Annotated in this window: 16 protein-coding genes and 1 riboswitch; of the genes, 6 read left to right on the top strand and 10 right to left on the bottom strand. The window is 44.2% G+C overall.

The annotated features are described in order from the left end of the window. Positions 1 to 25: 25 nt before the first annotated feature. A complete protein-coding gene (locus BQ5796_RS17905; RefSeq protein WP_099421380.1) occupies positions 26 to 154 on the bottom strand; it encodes an FbpB family small basic protein in 129 nt (42 codons plus the stop codon). Positions 155 to 597: 443 nt separating this feature from the next. After that, positions 598 to 642: riboswitch (PreQ1 riboswitch) on the top strand. Between the two features lie 7 nt (positions 643 to 649). On the opposite strand from BQ5796_RS17905, the gene BQ5796_RS01695 reads away from it, so the two are divergent. Beyond that, a complete protein-coding gene (locus BQ5796_RS01695) occupies positions 650 to 1,141 on the top strand; it encodes a QueT transporter family protein (RefSeq protein WP_071458684.1) in 492 nt (163 codons plus the stop codon). A gap of 30 nt (positions 1,142 to 1,171) precedes the next feature. Here BQ5796_RS01695 and BQ5796_RS01690 read toward each other — a convergent pair whose 3' ends face one another. The 3 genes from BQ5796_RS01690 to BQ5796_RS01680 form a co-directional block, all read right to left on the bottom strand. Next, the gene (locus BQ5796_RS01690; RefSeq protein ID WP_428839310.1) at positions 1,172 to 1,471 is read right to left on the bottom strand and encodes a hypothetical protein; all 300 of its coding nucleotides are present in this window, start codon (positions 1,469 to 1,471) and stop codon (positions 1,172 to 1,174) included. Between the two features lie 168 nt (positions 1,472 to 1,639). Continuing rightward, positions 1,640 to 3,196: a flotillin lipid rafts scaffold protein FloT gene (gene floT, locus BQ5796_RS01685; protein WP_071458683.1), complete on the bottom strand. Its 1,557-nt coding sequence runs from the start codon at positions 3,194 to 3,196 to the stop codon at positions 1,640 to 1,642. After that, positions 3,193 to 3,738, bottom strand: coding sequence for an NfeD family protein (locus tag BQ5796_RS01680; protein WP_071458682.1), 546 nt, complete (start codon positions 3,736 to 3,738; stop codon positions 3,193 to 3,195). The genes floT and BQ5796_RS01680 overlap by 4 nt, the downstream gene beginning before the upstream one ends. Positions 3,739 to 4,041: 303 nt before the next feature. On the opposite strand from BQ5796_RS01680, the gene BQ5796_RS01675 reads away from it, so the two are divergent. Together BQ5796_RS01675 and adhE are read left to right on the top strand one after the other, a co-directional pair. Then, positions 4,042 to 4,269 (top strand): hypothetical protein, encoded by a 228-nt coding sequence (locus BQ5796_RS01675; RefSeq protein WP_071458681.1) that lies wholly within the window; start codon positions 4,042 to 4,044, stop codon positions 4,267 to 4,269. Between the two features lie 62 nt (positions 4,270 to 4,331). Beyond that, positions 4,332 to 6,935 (top strand): bifunctional acetaldehyde-CoA/alcohol dehydrogenase, encoded by a 2,604-nt coding sequence (gene adhE / locus BQ5796_RS01670; protein ID WP_071458680.1) that lies wholly within the window; start codon positions 4,332 to 4,334, stop codon positions 6,933 to 6,935. Positions 6,936 to 7,095: 160 nt separating this feature from the next. Here adhE and BQ5796_RS01665 read toward each other — a convergent pair whose 3' ends face one another. Then, a complete protein-coding gene (locus BQ5796_RS01665) occupies positions 7,096 to 8,013 on the bottom strand; it encodes a DUF1002 domain-containing protein (protein WP_428839309.1) in 918 nt (305 codons plus the stop codon). A 290-nt stretch (positions 8,014 to 8,303) separates the two neighbouring features. Between BQ5796_RS01665 and BQ5796_RS01660 the strand changes: the two genes are divergently transcribed. Continuing rightward, positions 8,304 to 9,134: an undecaprenyl-diphosphate phosphatase gene (locus BQ5796_RS01660; RefSeq protein WP_071458678.1), complete on the top strand. Its 831-nt coding sequence runs from the start codon at positions 8,304 to 8,306 to the stop codon at positions 9,132 to 9,134. Between the two features lie 41 nt (positions 9,135 to 9,175). Here BQ5796_RS01660 and BQ5796_RS01655 read toward each other — a convergent pair whose 3' ends face one another. The 3 genes from BQ5796_RS01655 to BQ5796_RS01645 are packed head-to-tail and all read right to left on the bottom strand — an operon-like array spanning position 9,176 to position 11,500. After that, positions 9,176 to 10,573, bottom strand: coding sequence for a nucleoside recognition domain-containing protein (locus BQ5796_RS01655; protein ID WP_083413022.1), 1,398 nt, complete (start codon positions 10,571 to 10,573; stop codon positions 9,176 to 9,178). After that, a complete protein-coding gene (locus tag BQ5796_RS01650) occupies positions 10,527 to 11,261 on the bottom strand; it encodes a FeoB small GTPase domain-containing protein (protein ID WP_071458677.1) in 735 nt (244 codons plus the stop codon). Before BQ5796_RS01650 ends, BQ5796_RS01655 begins: the two co-directional genes overlap by 47 nt. Next, positions 11,258 to 11,500 (bottom strand): FeoA family protein, encoded by a 243-nt coding sequence (locus BQ5796_RS01645; RefSeq protein ID WP_071461102.1) that lies wholly within the window; start codon positions 11,498 to 11,500, stop codon positions 11,258 to 11,260. Before BQ5796_RS01645 ends, BQ5796_RS01650 begins: the two co-directional genes overlap by 4 nt. 156 nt (positions 11,501 to 11,656) lie before the next feature. Between BQ5796_RS01645 and BQ5796_RS01640 the strand changes: the two genes are divergently transcribed. Then, positions 11,657 to 12,424 carry a MerR family transcriptional regulator gene (locus BQ5796_RS01640; protein ID WP_071458676.1) on the top strand — a complete coding sequence of 256 codons (768 nt, stop codon included), beginning with the start codon at positions 11,657 to 11,659 and terminating at the stop codon, positions 12,422 to 12,424. 108 nt (positions 12,425 to 12,532) lie between these two features. Next, positions 12,533 to 14,218 (top strand): methyl-accepting chemotaxis protein, encoded by a 1,686-nt coding sequence (locus BQ5796_RS01635; RefSeq protein WP_071458675.1) that lies wholly within the window; start codon positions 12,533 to 12,535, stop codon positions 14,216 to 14,218. 411 nt (positions 14,219 to 14,629) lie between these two features. Here the strand turns inward: BQ5796_RS01635 and BQ5796_RS01630 are convergent, their stop codons facing one another. Together BQ5796_RS01630 and BQ5796_RS01625 are read right to left on the bottom strand one after the other, a co-directional pair. Next, positions 14,630 to 15,241 carry a methyltransferase domain-containing protein gene (locus BQ5796_RS01630; protein WP_071458674.1) on the bottom strand — a complete coding sequence of 204 codons (612 nt, stop codon included), beginning with the start codon at positions 15,239 to 15,241 and terminating at the stop codon, positions 14,630 to 14,632. A gap of 107 nt (positions 15,242 to 15,348) precedes the next feature. Further along, the gene (locus tag BQ5796_RS01625; protein WP_071458673.1) at positions 15,349 to 16,863 is read right to left on the bottom strand and encodes a DHA2 family efflux MFS transporter permease subunit; all 1,515 of its coding nucleotides are present in this window, start codon (positions 16,861 to 16,863) and stop codon (positions 15,349 to 15,351) included. Positions 16,864 to 16,988: the final 125 nt, after the last annotated feature.

Genomic DNA, 16,988 nt, shown 5'->3' with positions numbered 1-16,988 from the left:
TCCTTTGTCTAAACATTTTGTTCTCCTATTTCCCCGTTCGGCAGAGTTTTTCATCTAGCCGTATTTCTATTTTTGCGAGTTGATCTTTATCTCTCAGAAGCTCTTCACGGTATTTTTGGGTTAGTTCCGCCATTGTTGATTTTTTCTTTTTCATCAAAATCTCCCCCTAAAAATAGATTTAGTTCTTGAGAGGCACTGGCGGCAGGAGCTTTTTTGCTCCGATTGAAAAAAACCTTTGCCTCAAACCGGCAAAGGTCTTTTAAATGCAGAAAAGACCTATACCGGATGGTAAAGGTCTTGCTAACAACATTCGTTGCCAGTAACGCCGGGAGAGTTTCCTCCGAAATGACGACATTACTGTAAAAGCTACTCCCCTTTAGGAGAACTAGTTAAGTTTATATTCATAACATACTGAAAAAACCTGAGTTTGTCAAGGAATAGCTTCTCAAAAGGAGATGGGTGAACCGCTTTACCACACTACCACACTGGGGGACAGGCACGCTTTGCTACGCTAAAGCGTGCCTGTCCCCCTCTTTCCAATGATTTTCCTGTTGTGCTACAGCTGGAAGTGGTCTATAATTATTCTTCGGGCAAATGACCCACGTGGTTCGAGAACCTCCCACGATAAAAAACTAAGGAGATAGATGAGATGAATAATAGAATGATTGTCCGCAATGGCATCATTGCGGCGCTTTATATTGCCATGTGTGCATTGATCCAGCCCTTGGCTTTCCAGCAGATTCAGCTTAGGATTCCTGAAATGTTCAACCACCTTGTCGTATTTAACAAAAAATACTTCTACGGTATCATTGTTGGCGTGTTTCTAGCCAACTTATTTTTCTCTCCGAATGGAGTCATGGATCTTTATTTTGGGGTCGGGCAGTCTGCAGTCGCTCTGTTCATCACCATTATAACCGGGAAATTCATCAAGAATATCCTTGCACGAATGGTGGTAAACACCATTGTTTTCACCTTTACCATGTTCCTGATTGCTTGGGAGTTGAACATTGTTGCTCATCTTCCTTTCATGGAGACTTGGGCAGTAGTGGCAGCAGGTGAATTTATTGTTATGGTAATCGGCGTACCTGTTATGTATGCAATCCACAAACGGATAGACCTGGAAAAACTGATAGAAAAGTAAAGCAGAAGCCCCTGGCTTCTGCTTTTTTGATCAATAGTAATAATATGGGTTATAAGGTGCATAAGGATATCCGTAACCACCATAATACGGATTGAACAAGGCACTGCCGACAAGTCCTCCTAGCACACCGCCGACGAACGGACCTCCCCAGCCGAATGGCCTTCCATATCCCCATGGACGGAATCCGAATGGCCTGCCGAATCCCCAGCCGAATGGTCTTCCAAACCCAAACCCAAATGGTCTTCCAAACCCAAATCCGAATGGTCTTCCGAAGCCAAACGGTCTAATTCTCTCGTCATCCATCATCATTTCTTCACCTTGGTTCCACATTTCCATACCATTATTCATGTCAAAGCTCCTCCCCATTTTCTAATCTCAATAAAGAATATGCAAATGCCTAAGATGGGGACTGGGTGAATACCTATAAATACAAGAAAAATTTCATTTTGTCATAAAAAAACAGATACATGCATTTCTGCACGCACCTGTTTTCGCTTCTTATTTATTTTCACCAGCTTGCTGTTCTCCTGCAGGAGCCATTTCCACTTGCGCCCCTGCAAGCTCCGACGTCAACTGGTCGATGCTTTGTCGTACGTTTCCTTTTCCAGAGAAGTTCTCAATCAATTCTTTCACGTTAATACCGGAAGAGGCCTTCAACGATTCCTGCAATCCTGCCATCAGGTTAGTGGCATAGCCGGTCACCCGGTTAGCGCCGCTGTTAGCACCATCTCCGCCCCCAGTATCGACGACAGTAATTTTGTCTATATTAGCCATTGGAGCTGCCACTTGCTTCGCATACTCTGGAAGCATCTTCAAAATCATATCCATAACTGCTGCTTGACCGAATTGTTCAAATGCCTGAGCGATCTTTTCTTTTGCTTCTGCTTCAGCAATACCTTTTAGGCGAATAATTTCCGCTTCCGCATGCCCCTGAGCCTGCTGTGCTTCCGCTTTCGCAAGACCGTCCATTCGGACGCGTTCTGCTTCGGCCTTTGCCATCGCTTCTACTTGGTATTTGTTTGCGTCTGCCTCTGCCATTTGCTTCGCCTTATGTGCAGCAGCTGCCTGCTCCACAGCGTAGCGATCAGCATCTGCTTTTTTCTTCACTTCAGAATCGTACTGACGCTCGCGACGAAGAATTTCTTTCTCCTCAAGCTCAATTTGCTTTTGGCGCTCAATAATCCGCACCTGCATTTCCTGCTCTGTCACATCCTGCTTCGCTCTTGCTGTTTCGAGATCGTACGCCTGGTCAGCGCGGGCCTTCGCGCTTTCTTGCTCGCGGCGGAATTCAGCCACCTTCAGCTTGTTGGTTTTTTCAGCCTCGGCAACCTCCGTCGCACGCTCATACTCCGCTTTCTTTGCTTCTTTATCTGCTTCTGCTTTTTTTATGCGTGTTTCTTTATCCGCTTCGGCTGAAGCGATATCTGCATCACGCTTTACTTGAGCAATTCGCGGCTTCCCGAGAGAATCAAGGTAGCCGTTTTTATCGCGAACATCTTTAATGGTAAAAGAAACGATGGTTAGCCCCATTTTAGCAAGGTCTTGGGAAGCAACACGCTGTACCTCCTGAGAAAACTTATCGCGATTCTTATAGATTTCCTCTACTGTCATCGAACCGAGAATCGAACGCAAATGGCCCTCAAGAACTTCACGCGCTTCATTCTCACGGTCTTCCTTCTTTTTTCCAAGGAATTGTTCCGCTGCTGTTGCAATTTCACTGATGCTGCCGCCAATCTTGATGATAGCAGTTCCATCCGCCATAACCGGAACTCCCTGCTCTGTATAAACCTCTGGAGTGGTTACCTCCAGCTTGCTTGACAGAAGGCTAAGCGGGCGAGCCTGTTGGAATACTGGAAATATAAATGCACCACCGCCCCTAATGATTTTTACTTTATTATTAGAATCATCGGTATGAACATTTTTATTGCCAAGGAAGCTTCCTGTCACAATCAAAGCTTCATCAGGACCAGCTGTCTTATATTTTGCAATGAATACGCCAATAAGTGCTAAAATAATAAAAAGTGCAAAGCCTGCTGCCATCCAAACCATACTCATAATTTTGTTCCCCCTTCAATATAATGCTGCATTTCTTCATATAAACTTACTTGAAGCACTCCGTTCTCCACATTGATCACGAGTACTTTTTGCCCATAAGGGATTTCCTTCCCAGTAAAGCTTGCGGCAGGCTTGGCGATCCTTCCACTGACACTCTCAATCAGCACTTCTCCAAGACCATCCGCTGGAATGGAGGTGATAACTATACCAGTCTTGCCGCAAAGATCGCTTTCCTTGTAGACAAGCGATTCTTCAGCACCCGCTATTGGTGCAAGGACAAAAACATTCAGCATCGTGACAAGGATAAGTGCCAACAATGCAGCACCTACGGCAATCGGGACGCTAGGGTAAACGGTCACCATTTCTGCTATGTATCCTCCCGCTGAAAAAATCGTCATGAAGGAAAAGATAAGGACAGGACTAAAGATCGTCTCAATTCCATTTAAAATATCGCCGAAAAACAAATATAATACTGTTATTGCTCCCGAAATAAACAAACCGTACAAGTATAGCGTCTCAATCGGCACCCCGAACAACTCCATCCTTCATCCCCCTTTTCCTTGTACTTTTTCCCCCATTCCTACCACCCTTCCGATTTTCCCTTACAATTAAGATATACGAAAAAAATGTAAATAAGTTTCATAGTTTGCTATATATTCTATAATAATTGGTTTCATCAGGAGAAATAAGTATATTAATATAATCTTTCTTTGTTATATAAGGAAAAAAAAGTCCTGATTGAAAGCGCTTTAAAAAGCGCCAAACTTTGTTCAATATTTCACAAACTATTATTCCTTTCGTATGCTATCATGAAATCAGAAAAGGAAAACAAGGAGTGATAAAAAATGATTCTCTGTGAATGGAAATCCTTCTCTACTGATACTGAAACTTATAACCTTGAAACTTTTGAAGAAACAGTTGGTGATGAGTTTGAAGCGATGCTCTTCAAAGATGATGAAGAAATACCAGCCGTCATCTGGACAGTTAACTTTGTCATCATAGTAAAAAAATGCTCCACTGTATCGAATGACATCTTATTCGATAAAATTCCAAGAAATCCTGTTTGCGAGTAAATTTTTTGTTATATTTGTGAAAAAATTCACATATAGTGTTTTTTGAATTTGGAGGGATTGCAATGGCTGTGGATAAAAAAGTAATAGCTGAAAATGAGCACATTTCTAAAATGATTGATGGCCTTGTCGACAACGGGTTGAAAGCGTTGAAGGAATTAAGGAATTGCAACCAGGAACAAATTGATGAAATCGTTCGCCAAATGGCGCTTGCCGGTCTCGATCAGCATATGCCGCTTGCAAAGCTTGCCGTAACGGAAACAAAGCGCGGCGTCTACGAGGATAAAATCATCAAAAATATGTTTGCAACTGAATATGTCTACCACAACATTAAGTACGATAAAACAGTTGGCATTGTAAATGAAAATGAACATGAAGGCGTCCTGGAAATCGCGGAGCCTGTCGGAGTAATTGCAGGGGTTACACCTGTTACCAACCCTACCTCTACGACTATGTTCAAAGCACTGATCAGCATTAAAACAAGAAACCCAATCATTTTCGCTTTCCACCCATCTGCACAAAAATGCAGCAGTGAAGCTGCGAGAATCCTTCGCGATGCTGCAATCGCCGCAGGTGCTCCAGAAAATTGTATTCAATGGATTGAAAAGCCTTCACTCCAAGCAACTCAAGGACTAATGAATCACGAAGGCATTTCGCTTATCCTTGCAACAGGCGGGGCCGGCATGGTGAAATCGGCGTATAGCTCTGGTAAACCAGCATTAGGCGTCGGACCTGGTAACGTACCATGCTATATCGAAAAAACAGCAAAAGTGAAGCGCGCTGTAAATGATCTTATTTTATCCAAGACATTTGACAATGGAATGATTTGTGCATCTGAACAGGCAGTCATCCTTGATAAAGAAATTTATGACGAAGCAAAAGAAGAGTTGATTCGCAATGGCTGCTACTTCCTTAATAAAGAAGAAACGAAGAAAGTCGAGAAGCTTGTCATCAACGAGAAATCCTGCGCGGTCAACGCTGATATCGTCGGGATGCCTGCAGCAAAAATCGCCGAGATGGCAGGTGTATCCGTACCTGAACAAACAAAAATCCTGATCGCTGAGCTAAAAGGCGTCGGACCACAATATCCACTTTCCCGCGAGAAGTTGAGCCCAGTTCTTGCTTGCTATAAAGCGAATTCATTTGCTGAAGGTCTTACAAGAGCGGAAGAAATGTTAGAGTTTGGCGGACTCGGCCACTCTGCTGTCATCCATTCTACAGATGACAGTGCGATCAGGGAGTTCGGATTAAGGATGAAAGCAGGACGCATCATTGTTAACGCTCCTTCTTCCCAAGGCGCAATCGGCGACATTTATAATGCCTACATGCCATCACTGACGCTAGGCTGCGGTACTTACGGCGGAAACTCTGTTTCAACGAATGTCGGCTCCATCCATTTGGTCAATGTTAAAAAAGTTGCGAGAAGGAATAATAATATGCAGTGGTTCAAAGTACCTTCCAAGATTTATTTTGAAAAGAATTCTACACAGTACCTTGCAAAAATGCCTAACATCTCAAGGGCAATGATTGTAACAGATCCAGGAATGGTGAAGCTTGGGTATGTGGATAAAGTGCTCTACTATTTGAGGAAGCGTCCGGATTATGTTCACTGTGAGATTTTTTCAGAGGTAGAACCGGATCCAAGCATCGAAACAGTCATGAAAGGCGCAGAAATGATGAAAAGCTTCGAGCCTGACGTGATTATCGCGCTCGGCGGGGGCTCCGCAATGGATGCTGCCAAAGGAATGTGGCTTTTCTATGAGCATCCTGATGCAGATTTCCACGGATTGAAGCAAAAGTTCCTTGATATCAGAAAGAGGATTGTCAAATATCCGAAGCTTGGCAGCAAGGCTCAGTTCGTAGCGATTCCGACAACATCCGGCACAGGTTCTGAAGTCACTTCCTTCTCTGTCATCACAGATAAGACAGCGAATATCAAATATCCGCTGGCAGATTACGAGCTGACTCCAAACGTTGCGATCATTGACCCGCAGTTTGTCATGACGGTTCCAAAAGGCGTTACTGCGGATACAGGGATGGATGTGCTTACACATGCAATCGAAGCGTATGTAAGCTGTATGGCAAACGATTATACGGACGGACTTGCAATGAAAGCAATTCAGCTTGTATTCGAATACTTGCCGAGAGCTTATCGCAATGGCAGCGACGAACTGGCACGCGAGAAAATGCACAATGCCTCAACAATGGCTGGGATGGCGTTCGCAAATGCGTTCCTTGGCATCAACCACAGCCTTGCACATAAGCTTGGAGCCGAATTCCATATCGCACATGGACGTTCCAATACGATTCTTCTGCCGCACGTTATCCGATACAATGCGACTAAACCGAAGAAGTTCACCGCTTTCCCTAAATACGAAAATTTTGTTGCAGACCAGCGCTATGCTGAAATCGCTCGCGTACTAGGACTTCCAGCAGCTACTGTGGAAGAAGGAGTGGAAAGCCTCGTTCAAGCAATCATTAAGCTTGCGAAGGAACTCGACATTCCAATGAGCATCAAGGCAAACGGAGTGGAAAAAGCAGCATTCGAAGCGAAAGTCGACTGGCTTGCAGAACGTGCATTTGAAGACCAGTGCACAACAGCAAATCCAAAGCTGCCGCTTGTAACCGAATTAGCTGAAATCTACCGCCTCGCTTATAAAGGAGTTTAAGATAGTTTGAAAATAATGCAAAAGAAGAAGGTCCCCTCGCCGGGGACCTTCTTCTTTTGCGCTTCACCGTGGTGGGGGTCAGGCACGCTGCACTATAGTGACGCTTCACCGCACCGGGGGTCAGGCACCATTACTGCCCTTCTACAAGAGCTGCCTTTCCTTAGGAGAATAGGCTTTTGATTCCGTCGATGAGGTCTTTGAAGAAGTTGGAGACGGAGTCTAGGAATCCTTTGTTGTCACTCACTGCCTTTTCAATTTGGTTCTTAATATCCTTGGATAGGTTGTCAAGCTGATCTTTCGCGTTATCGAAGTTGATGTTAAGGCCGCGCATCTTGTCGAATAGATTGATTAGCAGCTGCCTGTCTTCAGGACTTAGCTTGATTTCGAGCGTCTTCAGCTTCTCGTCCACAATTTGTTCAATCTCTTCCTTTGTAGCAGGGTTCTGATTAGCAATTTCCTGCTTGATCTCCGTCAACAGCTGGCTTACTTTCTCTTGGTCCATGCCTTCCTTCTTTGCAAGGTCTGTCGCGAGGCTCAGCTCCTCGTTTGCCACTTCTGTCCGTGCCGGATCAAGCGAATCCCCTTTCCCCGCATCATAGGCCTTGTACATACCTACCAGCGCAGAATGGCCGCTTACCTTCAGCGGTGAAGCAACTTCCACATACGCATCCTTCACGCCTGCAGTCACAAGCGCATTGGCATACATCTCATCCGTCACTTCCGTAATATTTTCAGGCGTCACTTGCTTGATGACGATTCCTTCGCCAGTATCCTTCCGGGTAATCCTCGCGGAAGAGTACATATTGGAGTTTGGGTCACCTTTAATATATTTAACAAGGTCCGCTCCCGTCACGGTGATCTCCTTCACTGTGCTTCCCTCCGTCACTTTCAGAAGCTTGCGCACATCTTCCTTTTGTGACGTTGACAATGCAGCCCCATACACCACAATCGGAGGGCCATACTTCTCGTTGATGCTCTCCTGATCATTGCTAGATGCGTTGGCTTTCCCGATGCCTCCTGAAAAAACAGTCAGCGACAGCATAACAGCAGCAATAGACGCTTTTAATCCAATTTTCATATTCATTCTCTTTTGCTCCTTTTCAAAATAATCGAATACTTGGCACTAAATTCTCTCTTCCCTATATTCTATCCTATTAGTCCAATGATTCCTCTTTTTCTCCGTGCAGCCTTCTACCCCAATTAATACGATAAAATCGCCTTGAGAGTTTCATCACCCTATATTTTACCAATAAATTCAACAAAAAAACGTGATATTGCTCCTCATTCTCTCTTTCCCTATGTTACAATCGAATCTGTGGTAAAAACAACTATCGACGAAACTGAAGAAAAAAGGAGTATATAAACATAATGGATTTCCTCATACTATTGAAAGCTATCATTCTCGGGATGGTAGAAGGACTGACAGAATTTGCCCCAGTATCGTCAACAGGACATATGATTATAGTCGATGATATGTGGCTAAAATCGAAAGAATTCCTTGGTAAAGAAGGTATCGCAAACACTTTTAAAATCGTCATTCAGCTTGGATCTATCCTGGCCGTCGTCATTATTTTCTGGCAGAAGTTCATGGACTTGCTTCATATTGGCAAACGCTCGGCTGCTTCAACAGGACCTAAGCTAAAATTAACACAAGTCCTAGTCGGCCTCATCCCTGCAGGCATACTAGGAGTGCTCTTCGATGATCATATCGACGAACATCTCTTCACGCTTAACACGGTGTTGATTGGACTAGTCATTGGAGCTGTCCTGATGCTTATTGCCGATTTTTTCGGCAGCAAAAATCCAAGAACCGAAACAGTGGACCAGATCACTTATAAACAAGCACTTACAGTTGGTCTTTTCCAGTGCCTGTCCCTCTGGCCGGGATTCTCCCGATCAGGTTCAACCATTTCTGCAGGCGTGCTTTTCGGAATGAGCCACCGAGCAGCAGCAGACTTCACTTTTATCATGGCAGTGCCAATAATGGCTGGCGCGAGCTTTCTCTCTCTATTGAATAGCTGGAAGTACTTCACGCTTGATGCTCTGCCATTTTTCATCGTTGGCTTCATCTCAGCGTTCGTATTTGCACTAATTTCCATTCGCTTCTTCTTGAAGCTGATCAACAAAATCAAGCTCGTACCGTTTGCCATCTATCGGATTGTCCTCGCAGTCCTTATCTATGTAGTATACGTTCTTTAACTAAAGAAGCTGCACCCGCAAAGGTGCAGCTCTATTTATTCTTATAGGATCCCAAAGCCGCCAGCAATCCGGGCAACAGCAAAAGTTACTGCAATCGCGATGACAGTTGGAATCAAAAAAGATAAAAACGTCCATTTCAAGCTTTTTGTTTCCTTGTAAATGTTCACCATTGTTGTACCGCAAGGATAATGCAATAGCGAGAAAAGCATCATGTTCAAGGCGGTCACCCATGTCCAGCCATGCTCAATTAATATCCGCTTCAGGCCGCTGATTCCGTCCATATCCACCATTGCACCTGTTGACAAGTATCCCATCAGAAGAATTGGCAGCACCACTTCATTTGCCGGCAACCCTAGAAGGAAAGCCATTAGGATATAACCATCAAGTCCGAGCATTTTTCCAAATGGATCAAGAAATCCGACGATATGCAAAAGAATGCTCGTATCCCCTACCATGATATTTGCGAGCACCCATGTTAACACTCCTGCAGGTGCCGCAACCTTCACCGCCCGAATTAGAACCGATAGAGTTTGGTTCAGCGAGGAGCGAATCACTACATCTACAACCTTTGGCCTTCGGTATGGCGGCAATTCTAATGTGTAATGCGTCGGCACGCCCTTTAAGAGCGTTTTGGACAAAGCCCATGAAACCGCAAACGTCATGATAATTCCAAAGAGCACCAGCCCGACGATTACGCTTGTCGCTATAAACAACCGTGCTCCACCAGCAAAGCTCCCTGCGAGAAACAGCGAAGCAAGAACTATCAGCGTCCCCCATCTACCATTGCATGGGACAAAATTATTCGTCAAAATCGCAAGCATTCGCTCACGGGGAGACTCAATAATCCTTGTCGACATTACAGCAGCCGCATTGCAGCCAAACCCCATCGCCATTGTCAGCGACTGTTTCCCATGCGCTCCAACTATTTTAAAAAGACGGTCCATATTGAAAGCGACACGCGGTAAATAGCCGTAGTTTTCAAGCAGCGCAAAGATCGGGAAGAAAATCGCCATTGGCGGGAGCATCACGCTGATCACCCATGACGTCCCTCTATAAAGTCCAAGAACAAGGATGCCATGCAGCCAATCAGGAGCCCCGACTTTTTCAAAACCCATCGTAATATATCCTTCTAGAACCCCAAAGAAATTGGCGAGCATTGCAGAAGGAACATTCGCTCCAGCAATCGTCACATAAAAGACAATCCCTAACAGCAAGAGCATGATTGGAAAGCCAAAAATCTTCGATGTGAAAATACGATCGAGCTTTTCGGTTTTCTCATCTCGCGTACTCTTCGTAAAAGTAACACCAGCTTGCGCTAGTTCTCCGCTCTTCCTGTAAAGTTCTTCAACAATATGTTCCCTAAGATCGGGGGTAGAAAGGCTCCCAGCATCATTAAAAAGACCTTTCAGCGACTGCGCCTTGCCCTGTTCGTACTCCATCTTCCACCCTCCCTGCGAATCGTTTCGCTATTTCAGCCATCAGCCTTTCATCCCCATCAAGCAATCGCAGCGCAATCCATCTTGCCGGCAGCTCTCCTTGGAAAATCCTTTCTGCTTTTTCCGCAAGTGAGACAATCTTTTCTTCCGTTACCGCATCATACACAACTTTTAGCGGCTCTGTTGTGATTGCCCCGGAAACGAACCTGTCAATTGTATCTAAAAGCATTTCAATGCCTGTGCGGTTCCGGGATGAAATCTTGATGACAGGAACGCCCAGCCTTTTCATTAAAATTTGTTCATGTATCACGATCCCCCGCTTATCGGCTTCATCCATCAAATTGATGGCAATAATCACCCTATCCGTCATCTCCAGAACTTGGAGGGCAAGGTTAAGATTGCGTTCCAGCGACGTCGCATCAAGCACAACAATCGTAATATCAGGCTTTTCGAACACAATATAGTTCCGCGCTACTTCTTCATCTATCGAGTTAGAATAAAGAGAATACGTTCCTGGAAGATCGATAATCTCATATTCCTTGTGTTTATGTGAAAAGTAGCCTGCTTTCATATCCACGGTTTTTCCTGCCCAGTTCCCCGTATGCTGCTTCAGCCCTGTCAGCAGATTGAACAGTGTGCTTTTTCCCGTATTCGGATTTCCGGCAAGCGCAATTCGATAAGTACCAGTCATGGTTCCATCAGCTCCCCTTCAATCTTCCTGCTCTCTTCTTTTCTCAATGCAATGCATGTCTGGCTTACCCGAAAGGCAATTGGGTCTCCAAGCGGGCTTTTGCGCACAACTTCAACAACCCTTCCAGGGACAAAGCCGAGGTCAAGCAGCCGTCTTTGCATCACCCCTTCAAGATGAAGCTTGCTGATTCTGATCTTATCCCCTTCTATGCCCTCAGAGAGAAAAATTATTTTAACCATCTCCACTTTTATTTCCTCCCACCACTTTTGTTTACCTTATGCAACTTTTTCTTATTCTATGATTTTTCCGATGAAATTGTCAATCAATACGTAAAAAAAATCCTTGACCTTGACGCTGCGTTAACCTGTAAAGTGAATGTATCGGGAGGTGAAAAATTGGAATATAGTATTCAAAAAATGGCGCAAATCGCTGGCATCAGTTCACGGACATTAAGATATTACGATGAGATTGGGTTGCTCAAGCCCGCTAGGATCAACTCCTCTGGATACCGGATGTACGGTCAGAATGAGGTAGATAGGCTGCAGCAAATAATGTTTTATCGGGAATTAGGTTTTAGCCTCGACAGAATCAATGATATCCTGTCCTCTCCTGCCTTTGACAGCCGAAAAGCACTAGAGGAGCATCGGGAGCAGCTGCTCTTAAAAAGAGCCAAGCTCGACCTTTTGATTGCCAATGTAGAGAAAACGATATGTTACAAGGAAGGGAGAATAAAGACCATGTCAGATGAGGAAAAATTTGAAGGCTTCAAACAGAAGTTAGTTGAGGATAACGAAGAAAAGTATGGTGAAGAAATTCGCGCAAAGTACGGAGAAAATACAATCAACGAGGCCAATAATAAACTGCTCGGAATGTCCCAGGAGAATTTTGAAAAAGCAGCACAGCTTGAAGCTGAAATAAAAAGCACTCTGACTGAAGCATTCAAAACAGGGAATCCTGCAAGTCCGCTTGCGCAAAAGGCTGCTAGCTTGCATAAGGATTGGATTTGTTGCTATTGGAAAAAGTACACGAAAGAAGCGCATGCCGGTCTCGCTCGCATCTATGTGGGAGACGAACGATTCAAAGCATACTACGATAAAGATCAACCAGGCTCAGCAGAATTTTTGCGCGATGCTATCCTGCAGTTCACAGGGCAAATGGAATAGAAAAAGGCAGCATCCAAATATCAGTGGATGCTGCTTTTTTTCTTTGGTAAAGATTGTACTTTTTCCACCGATATTACAAGTATCAAATCAAAATAAAGGGTGAAAATTATGTCCATACGAAACAAACTTCTTATATTGCTTGGGATGCTAACTGCATCGATTTTATTCCTAGGGTTTTATTCTATTCTTGAATTTAAAAGCATGTACGGCGCCTACAAAGAATTAGGTAACGACCGCGAGCTTCAAATTGAAGTGAAGGAAGTACAGTTCCTCTTGGCTGGCTTGTCTAACGACGAAAGAGGATTGCTCATTAGCAAAAACTCAGAATTTGTCCAAGGGATTGCCACCAAGAAAAAGAAAATAAACGACTCTATCGCTAACCTCCAAAACAAGGCAGTAGGCTCTGAACAGAAGGAAAAAATAGCAGTTATCAAGAAAAGCTTTGAACAATATGAAGCAGCCAGCGAGAAGGTTATTTCCCTATATGAAAGTGACAACAAGGCCGCCCTTGCCATTCATTTCGGTGAAGAGCGCACTATCCGAAAGGAGTCAGTTGATCCTGCTGTAAATAAATTTACTGAAGAACTTGCTGCAGAAATAGATGCAGATAACAAAAATTATAGCGACGAAATGGAAAACACTATTGCTTTGTTTTTTATCATGACTGTTGCGGTTTCCCTAATCGCCGCTGGATTTGGCTTTCTCACCATACGTTCCATTACCGTGCCTTTGAAAAACCTGAATGCCAAAATGGGTGAAATCGCTCATGGCGAAGCAGACTTAACAATGAAAATACCTGTACAGAGCAAGGATGAGCTTGGCCAGCTTTCGCAATCCTTCAACGTATTTTTAGCCTCCATCCGGGATATTGTTTTTAACGTCCAGTCTTCTGCGGAACAGGTTGCTGCAGCCTCAGAACAATTTTCAGCAAGCGCCCATCAGGCAAAGTCTGCATCCGAGCATGTTTCGGTTCAGATTCAGGATATTTCGGTTAAAAGCAATAAACAACGTTCCATGGCAGATGATAGCCTCCAATCCTTAAAACAGGCGCTTGAGGGTCTTGGTGAAATTACCGGCAACACGGTTAGCCTTGCAGGTGTCGCGGAGAGTGTAAAAGAAGAGGCGGAAAAAGGTGTCAGCTCTGTCCAAACAATGGTAAATCAGATGGAATCCATTAGTGAATCTGTTGCAGGTACTGTCGGAGGGATTCAATCTCTTGCTGATGCTGCTGGAAAAATCAGTACCATTACATTGCTTATCAATGATATTGCTTCACAGACGAATCTTTTGTCGCTTAACGCAGCAATCGAGGCAGCACGTGCAGGAGAACATGGTAAAGGTTTTGCAGTTGTTGCAGAAGAAGTCCGGAAGCTTGCTGAACAATCAGCCACTGCTGCAAATCAAATCAATAACATTGTCGCAAAGATCCAACAGGAAATGAAAGTTTCCGAAACTTCCATTCGTTCAGTGGAGTCGGATGTTTCGTCTGGAAAGGAAGTGACAAGAGAGGCATCGGAGAAATTCAGCACCATTCTCACATCCATAGAAGACGTCTCCTCTTCTATTCAAAACATCGCTGCGACCGTCCAGCATATCAATACCGGTTTTGAACAGATTACATCCTCGGTAGATGATATCTCGGCAATGACTGCCGAAACATCTGACGACGCGGAATCAGTATCTGCAGCTATGCAAGAACATTTAGCATCATCAGAAGAAATCGAAAAATCCGCTCATTCCCTTTCCCTTCTTGCAGAAGAAGTAAATGGTGTAATTGGCAGGTTTAAAGTTTAAGCAAGGCCATGGGCCTTGCTTTTTTTATATTCTAAAACTACAAACCCTTTAAGTTTGCCTTACGCGATATTACTCGAAAAAGGATATAGTTGTAACGCCTGCAAAACTCTATTTTCATTTCAAAACATTAAAAATTGTCATTATCATTGTTTTTTTTTGTGAGAAATAAGGACATTTTGAGGAAAAGAGTCTTGTTTTTAATAAAGATGCTTCTATTACCAGTTATATAGCGCTTTATGACCTTGCTGGAGACCTTCATAAACAAGTTATCCCCGGTAACGCTCCATTAATCTACGGTAAACGCTGATATATCAACGGTAATTGACTATATATCTACGGTAAACAGCATTTTATCTACAGTAGCTTCCAAACGATTCCATTTCTCCATTCAACCTGCGCAAAAAGGAAGGTTTAACAATACTCCAGCTTATATATCAGGAAACGCTCGTTACCATTCGCTGCATTTAGGGCAGGCAGCCCCACCTCCCGAACCAGGTTGAAGGATGTTTGCGATTCCAAATAATAAATATAATCCTCCGAAGGAAAATAAAGGATCAGCTGTACTTCCCGCGACGCTTCCTCGAGAGAAATGAGGATATTGTTGACTACCTTTGTAAAAATCTGAACAGAGAATGGGTTAAAAAAATAAAAAACATTATCTTCACGCCTGATGGCATAATCCTCGGCAAATTCACAACAAAATTGGATTTTTTCTTCCCCGCCTTTGCACTTTTCTAAGTACCCTTGAAGGTTTTCTCTTGCATCATGGCAAAAATCCTCATTCATTTCCACACCGGTCACCGTCGAGCCGAAACGGTGGTGAATCATAAACGGAAGCCGTCCCTTTCCACAGCCAAAGTCCACGACACAGTCGCTTTCCTTGAACCTATGCTGTTCAAATAATACCTCCAAATCAGCATATGGGGTTGCCTCATAGCGATGGTAATGATAAGAAGAGTAAAATCCGTCCTGACTATCCTCGGTAAAGATATTCAAAAGCTCATCATATTGATGTTCCTCCATCATCGTCCTCCATTCATATTTCTTTGCTTCCATCATTTCATGAAAACACAAGCATGTATACAGAAAAAAGAGGCTGCCAGCAGCTATGCTGCTACAACAGCCTCTACTTATTCTCCGGATGCTTTGCGCATGCTATTTTCCACTGCAGGCTCCGACGCCTGGTTCACTCTCTTGATGAAGAATGCCAGGATGAAAGCAACCGCAGCGATTCCTGTTGCTACAAGGAATGCTTCGTTGATACCTTCAAGCGTAGCCTTCATGACGATTTGCTGTTTCATTTCCGCCATCGAGGCTGCTGACGGCTGCGTTCCCGCTGCTGCCATCGCAGACTTTGTCATCTCTTCAATATGAGTTGACGTCCTTGTTGTCATGAGAGAAACTAAGAGCGCCGTTCCAATCGCTCCGGATACCTGATTCATCGTATTGTTCATTGCCGTACCATGCGGGTACAATCTTGCAGGGAGCTGGTTGAGCCCGTTAGTCGACACTGGCATCAGCACCATCGACATCCCGAAGCTTCGAATCGAGTAAATCAAGATAAGGTGCATGTAGCTTGTTTCAAGTGTTAGCCTGCTGAATTCAAATGACGTAATTACCAAAATAGCAAGCCCGGTCACAGCAAGAATCCTGCCGCCAAATTTATCGAAGAGCCGCCCTGTCACTGGTGACATAACCGCCATCAGAACGGCTCCCGGGAGCATTAATAGCCCTGCATCCATCGGCGTTATTCCTCTCAGGTTCTGCGTGTAAATTGGCAATAAAAGCATCCCCGAAAACAATGCCATGTTCACGACCATTGAAATGGCGGAAGAAAGAGCGAACATTGGGTACTTATATACTTTGAAGTTCAGCATTGGAAGCCTTTCATTCAACTGGCGAATGATAAAAAGAACAAGGAAGATGGACCCAAGGATAATTGTTCCATAAACTTGGAAGCTTCCCCATCCTTTGCTTCCGGCTGAGCTGAAGCCGTAGAGAATTCCGCCAAAAGCGATGCTTGACATTAGGAGCGAAATCAAATCTAGCTTGAGATCCTGCTTTTCTTTTTTATCCTTAAGCTTAAGGAAACCGATCAAAAGGACAAGAATTGCAATTGGAGTAACGAAATGGAACAGCATTCTCCAATCATAATGTTCAATGATCCATCCTGAGAGCGTCGGGCCGATCGCAGGCGCAAACATAAGTATGAGACCGAAGAATCCCATTGCCACACCGCGCTTTTCAACAGGGAAGCTCACTAGCATGACGTTCATCAACACAGGCATCAGTATCGCCGATCCGGAAGCCTGGAGCATCCTGCCGGAGAGCAAGACCGCAAAGACATCCGCACTGCCCGCAAGTACCGTACCGATTGTAAACAGCAACATCGCTGCCAGGAACAAGTACCGGACAGAATATTTTTGAATCAGGAAAGCTGTCGTCGGGATCAGGATACCGTTCACGAGCATGAATCCTGTCGTCAGCCATTGAACGATAGATGGCCCCACCTTCAAGTCTTCCATGATGGAAGGCAGCGCAATATTTAATAATGTATTATTTAAAAATGCAATGAAAGCACCGACCATCAATATGGCGATGACACCGTATGGAGGCCGGACTTCCTTCTGCGCGTTTTGTTCCATGGAAGAAATCCCCCTTCTATATACTCATAGTCCATTATTTTATACTCTCGTTATACACAAAGTCAATCATATACCATCAGTTCATTTTATTCAATATGAAAACCTTGATTTATTCAGGTTTGTAT

Origin of the sequence: Bacillus massilinigeriensis (genome assembly GCF_900111815.1) — a bacterium.
Classification (GTDB): domain Bacteria; phylum Bacillota; class Bacilli; order Bacillales; family Cytobacillaceae; genus Mesobacillus_C; species Mesobacillus_C mediterraneensis.
The sequence above is the reverse complement of the archived record's forward strand: the minus strand, read 5'-3'. Positions and strand labels throughout refer to the sequence as shown.

Coding starts and splice junctions, on each gene's coding strand:
- BQ5796_RS01650 (WP_071458677.1), bottom strand. CDS start 11,261: ATGACTGGTACTTATCGAATTGCGCTTGCCGGAAATCCGAATACGGGA.
- BQ5796_RS01635 (WP_071458675.1), top strand. CDS start 12,533: ATGTCCATACGAAACAAACTTCTTATATTGCTTGGGATGCTAACTGCA.
- BQ5796_RS01680 (WP_071458682.1), bottom strand. CDS start 3,738: ATGGAGTTGTTCGGGGTGCCGATTGAGACGCTATACTTGTACGGTTTG.
- floT (WP_071458683.1), bottom strand. CDS start 3,196: ATGAGTATGGTTTGGATGGCAGCAGGCTTTGCACTTTTTATTATTTTA.
- BQ5796_RS01675 (WP_071458681.1), top strand. CDS start 4,042: ATGATTCTCTGTGAATGGAAATCCTTCTCTACTGATACTGAAACTTAT.
- BQ5796_RS01625 (WP_071458673.1), bottom strand. CDS start 16,863: ATGGAACAAAACGCGCAGAAGGAAGTCCGGCCTCCATACGGTGTCATC.
- BQ5796_RS01660 (WP_071458678.1), top strand. CDS start 8,304: ATGGATTTCCTCATACTATTGAAAGCTATCATTCTCGGGATGGTAGAA.
- BQ5796_RS01690 (WP_428839310.1), bottom strand. CDS start 1,471: ATGTGGAACCAAGGTGAAGAAATGATGATGGATGACGAGAGAATTAGA.
- adhE (WP_071458680.1), top strand. CDS start 4,332: ATGGCTGTGGATAAAAAAGTAATAGCTGAAAATGAGCACATTTCTAAA.
- BQ5796_RS01695 (WP_071458684.1), top strand. CDS start 650: ATGAATAATAGAATGATTGTCCGCAATGGCATCATTGCGGCGCTTTAT.
- BQ5796_RS17905 (WP_099421380.1), bottom strand. CDS start 154: ATGAAAAAGAAAAAATCAACAATGGCGGAACTAACCCAAAAATACCGT.
- BQ5796_RS01645 (WP_071461102.1), bottom strand. CDS start 11,500: ATGGTTAAAATAATTTTTCTCTCTGAGGGCATAGAAGGGGATAAGATC.
- BQ5796_RS01665 (WP_428839309.1), bottom strand. CDS start 8,013: ATGAAAATTGGATTAAAAGCGTCTATTGCTGCTGTTATGCTGTCGCTG.
- BQ5796_RS01630 (WP_071458674.1), bottom strand. CDS start 15,241: ATGGAGGAACATCAATATGATGAGCTTTTGAATATCTTTACCGAGGAT.
- BQ5796_RS01655 (WP_083413022.1), bottom strand. CDS start 10,573: ATGGAGTACGAACAGGGCAAGGCGCAGTCGCTGAAAGGTCTTTTTAAT.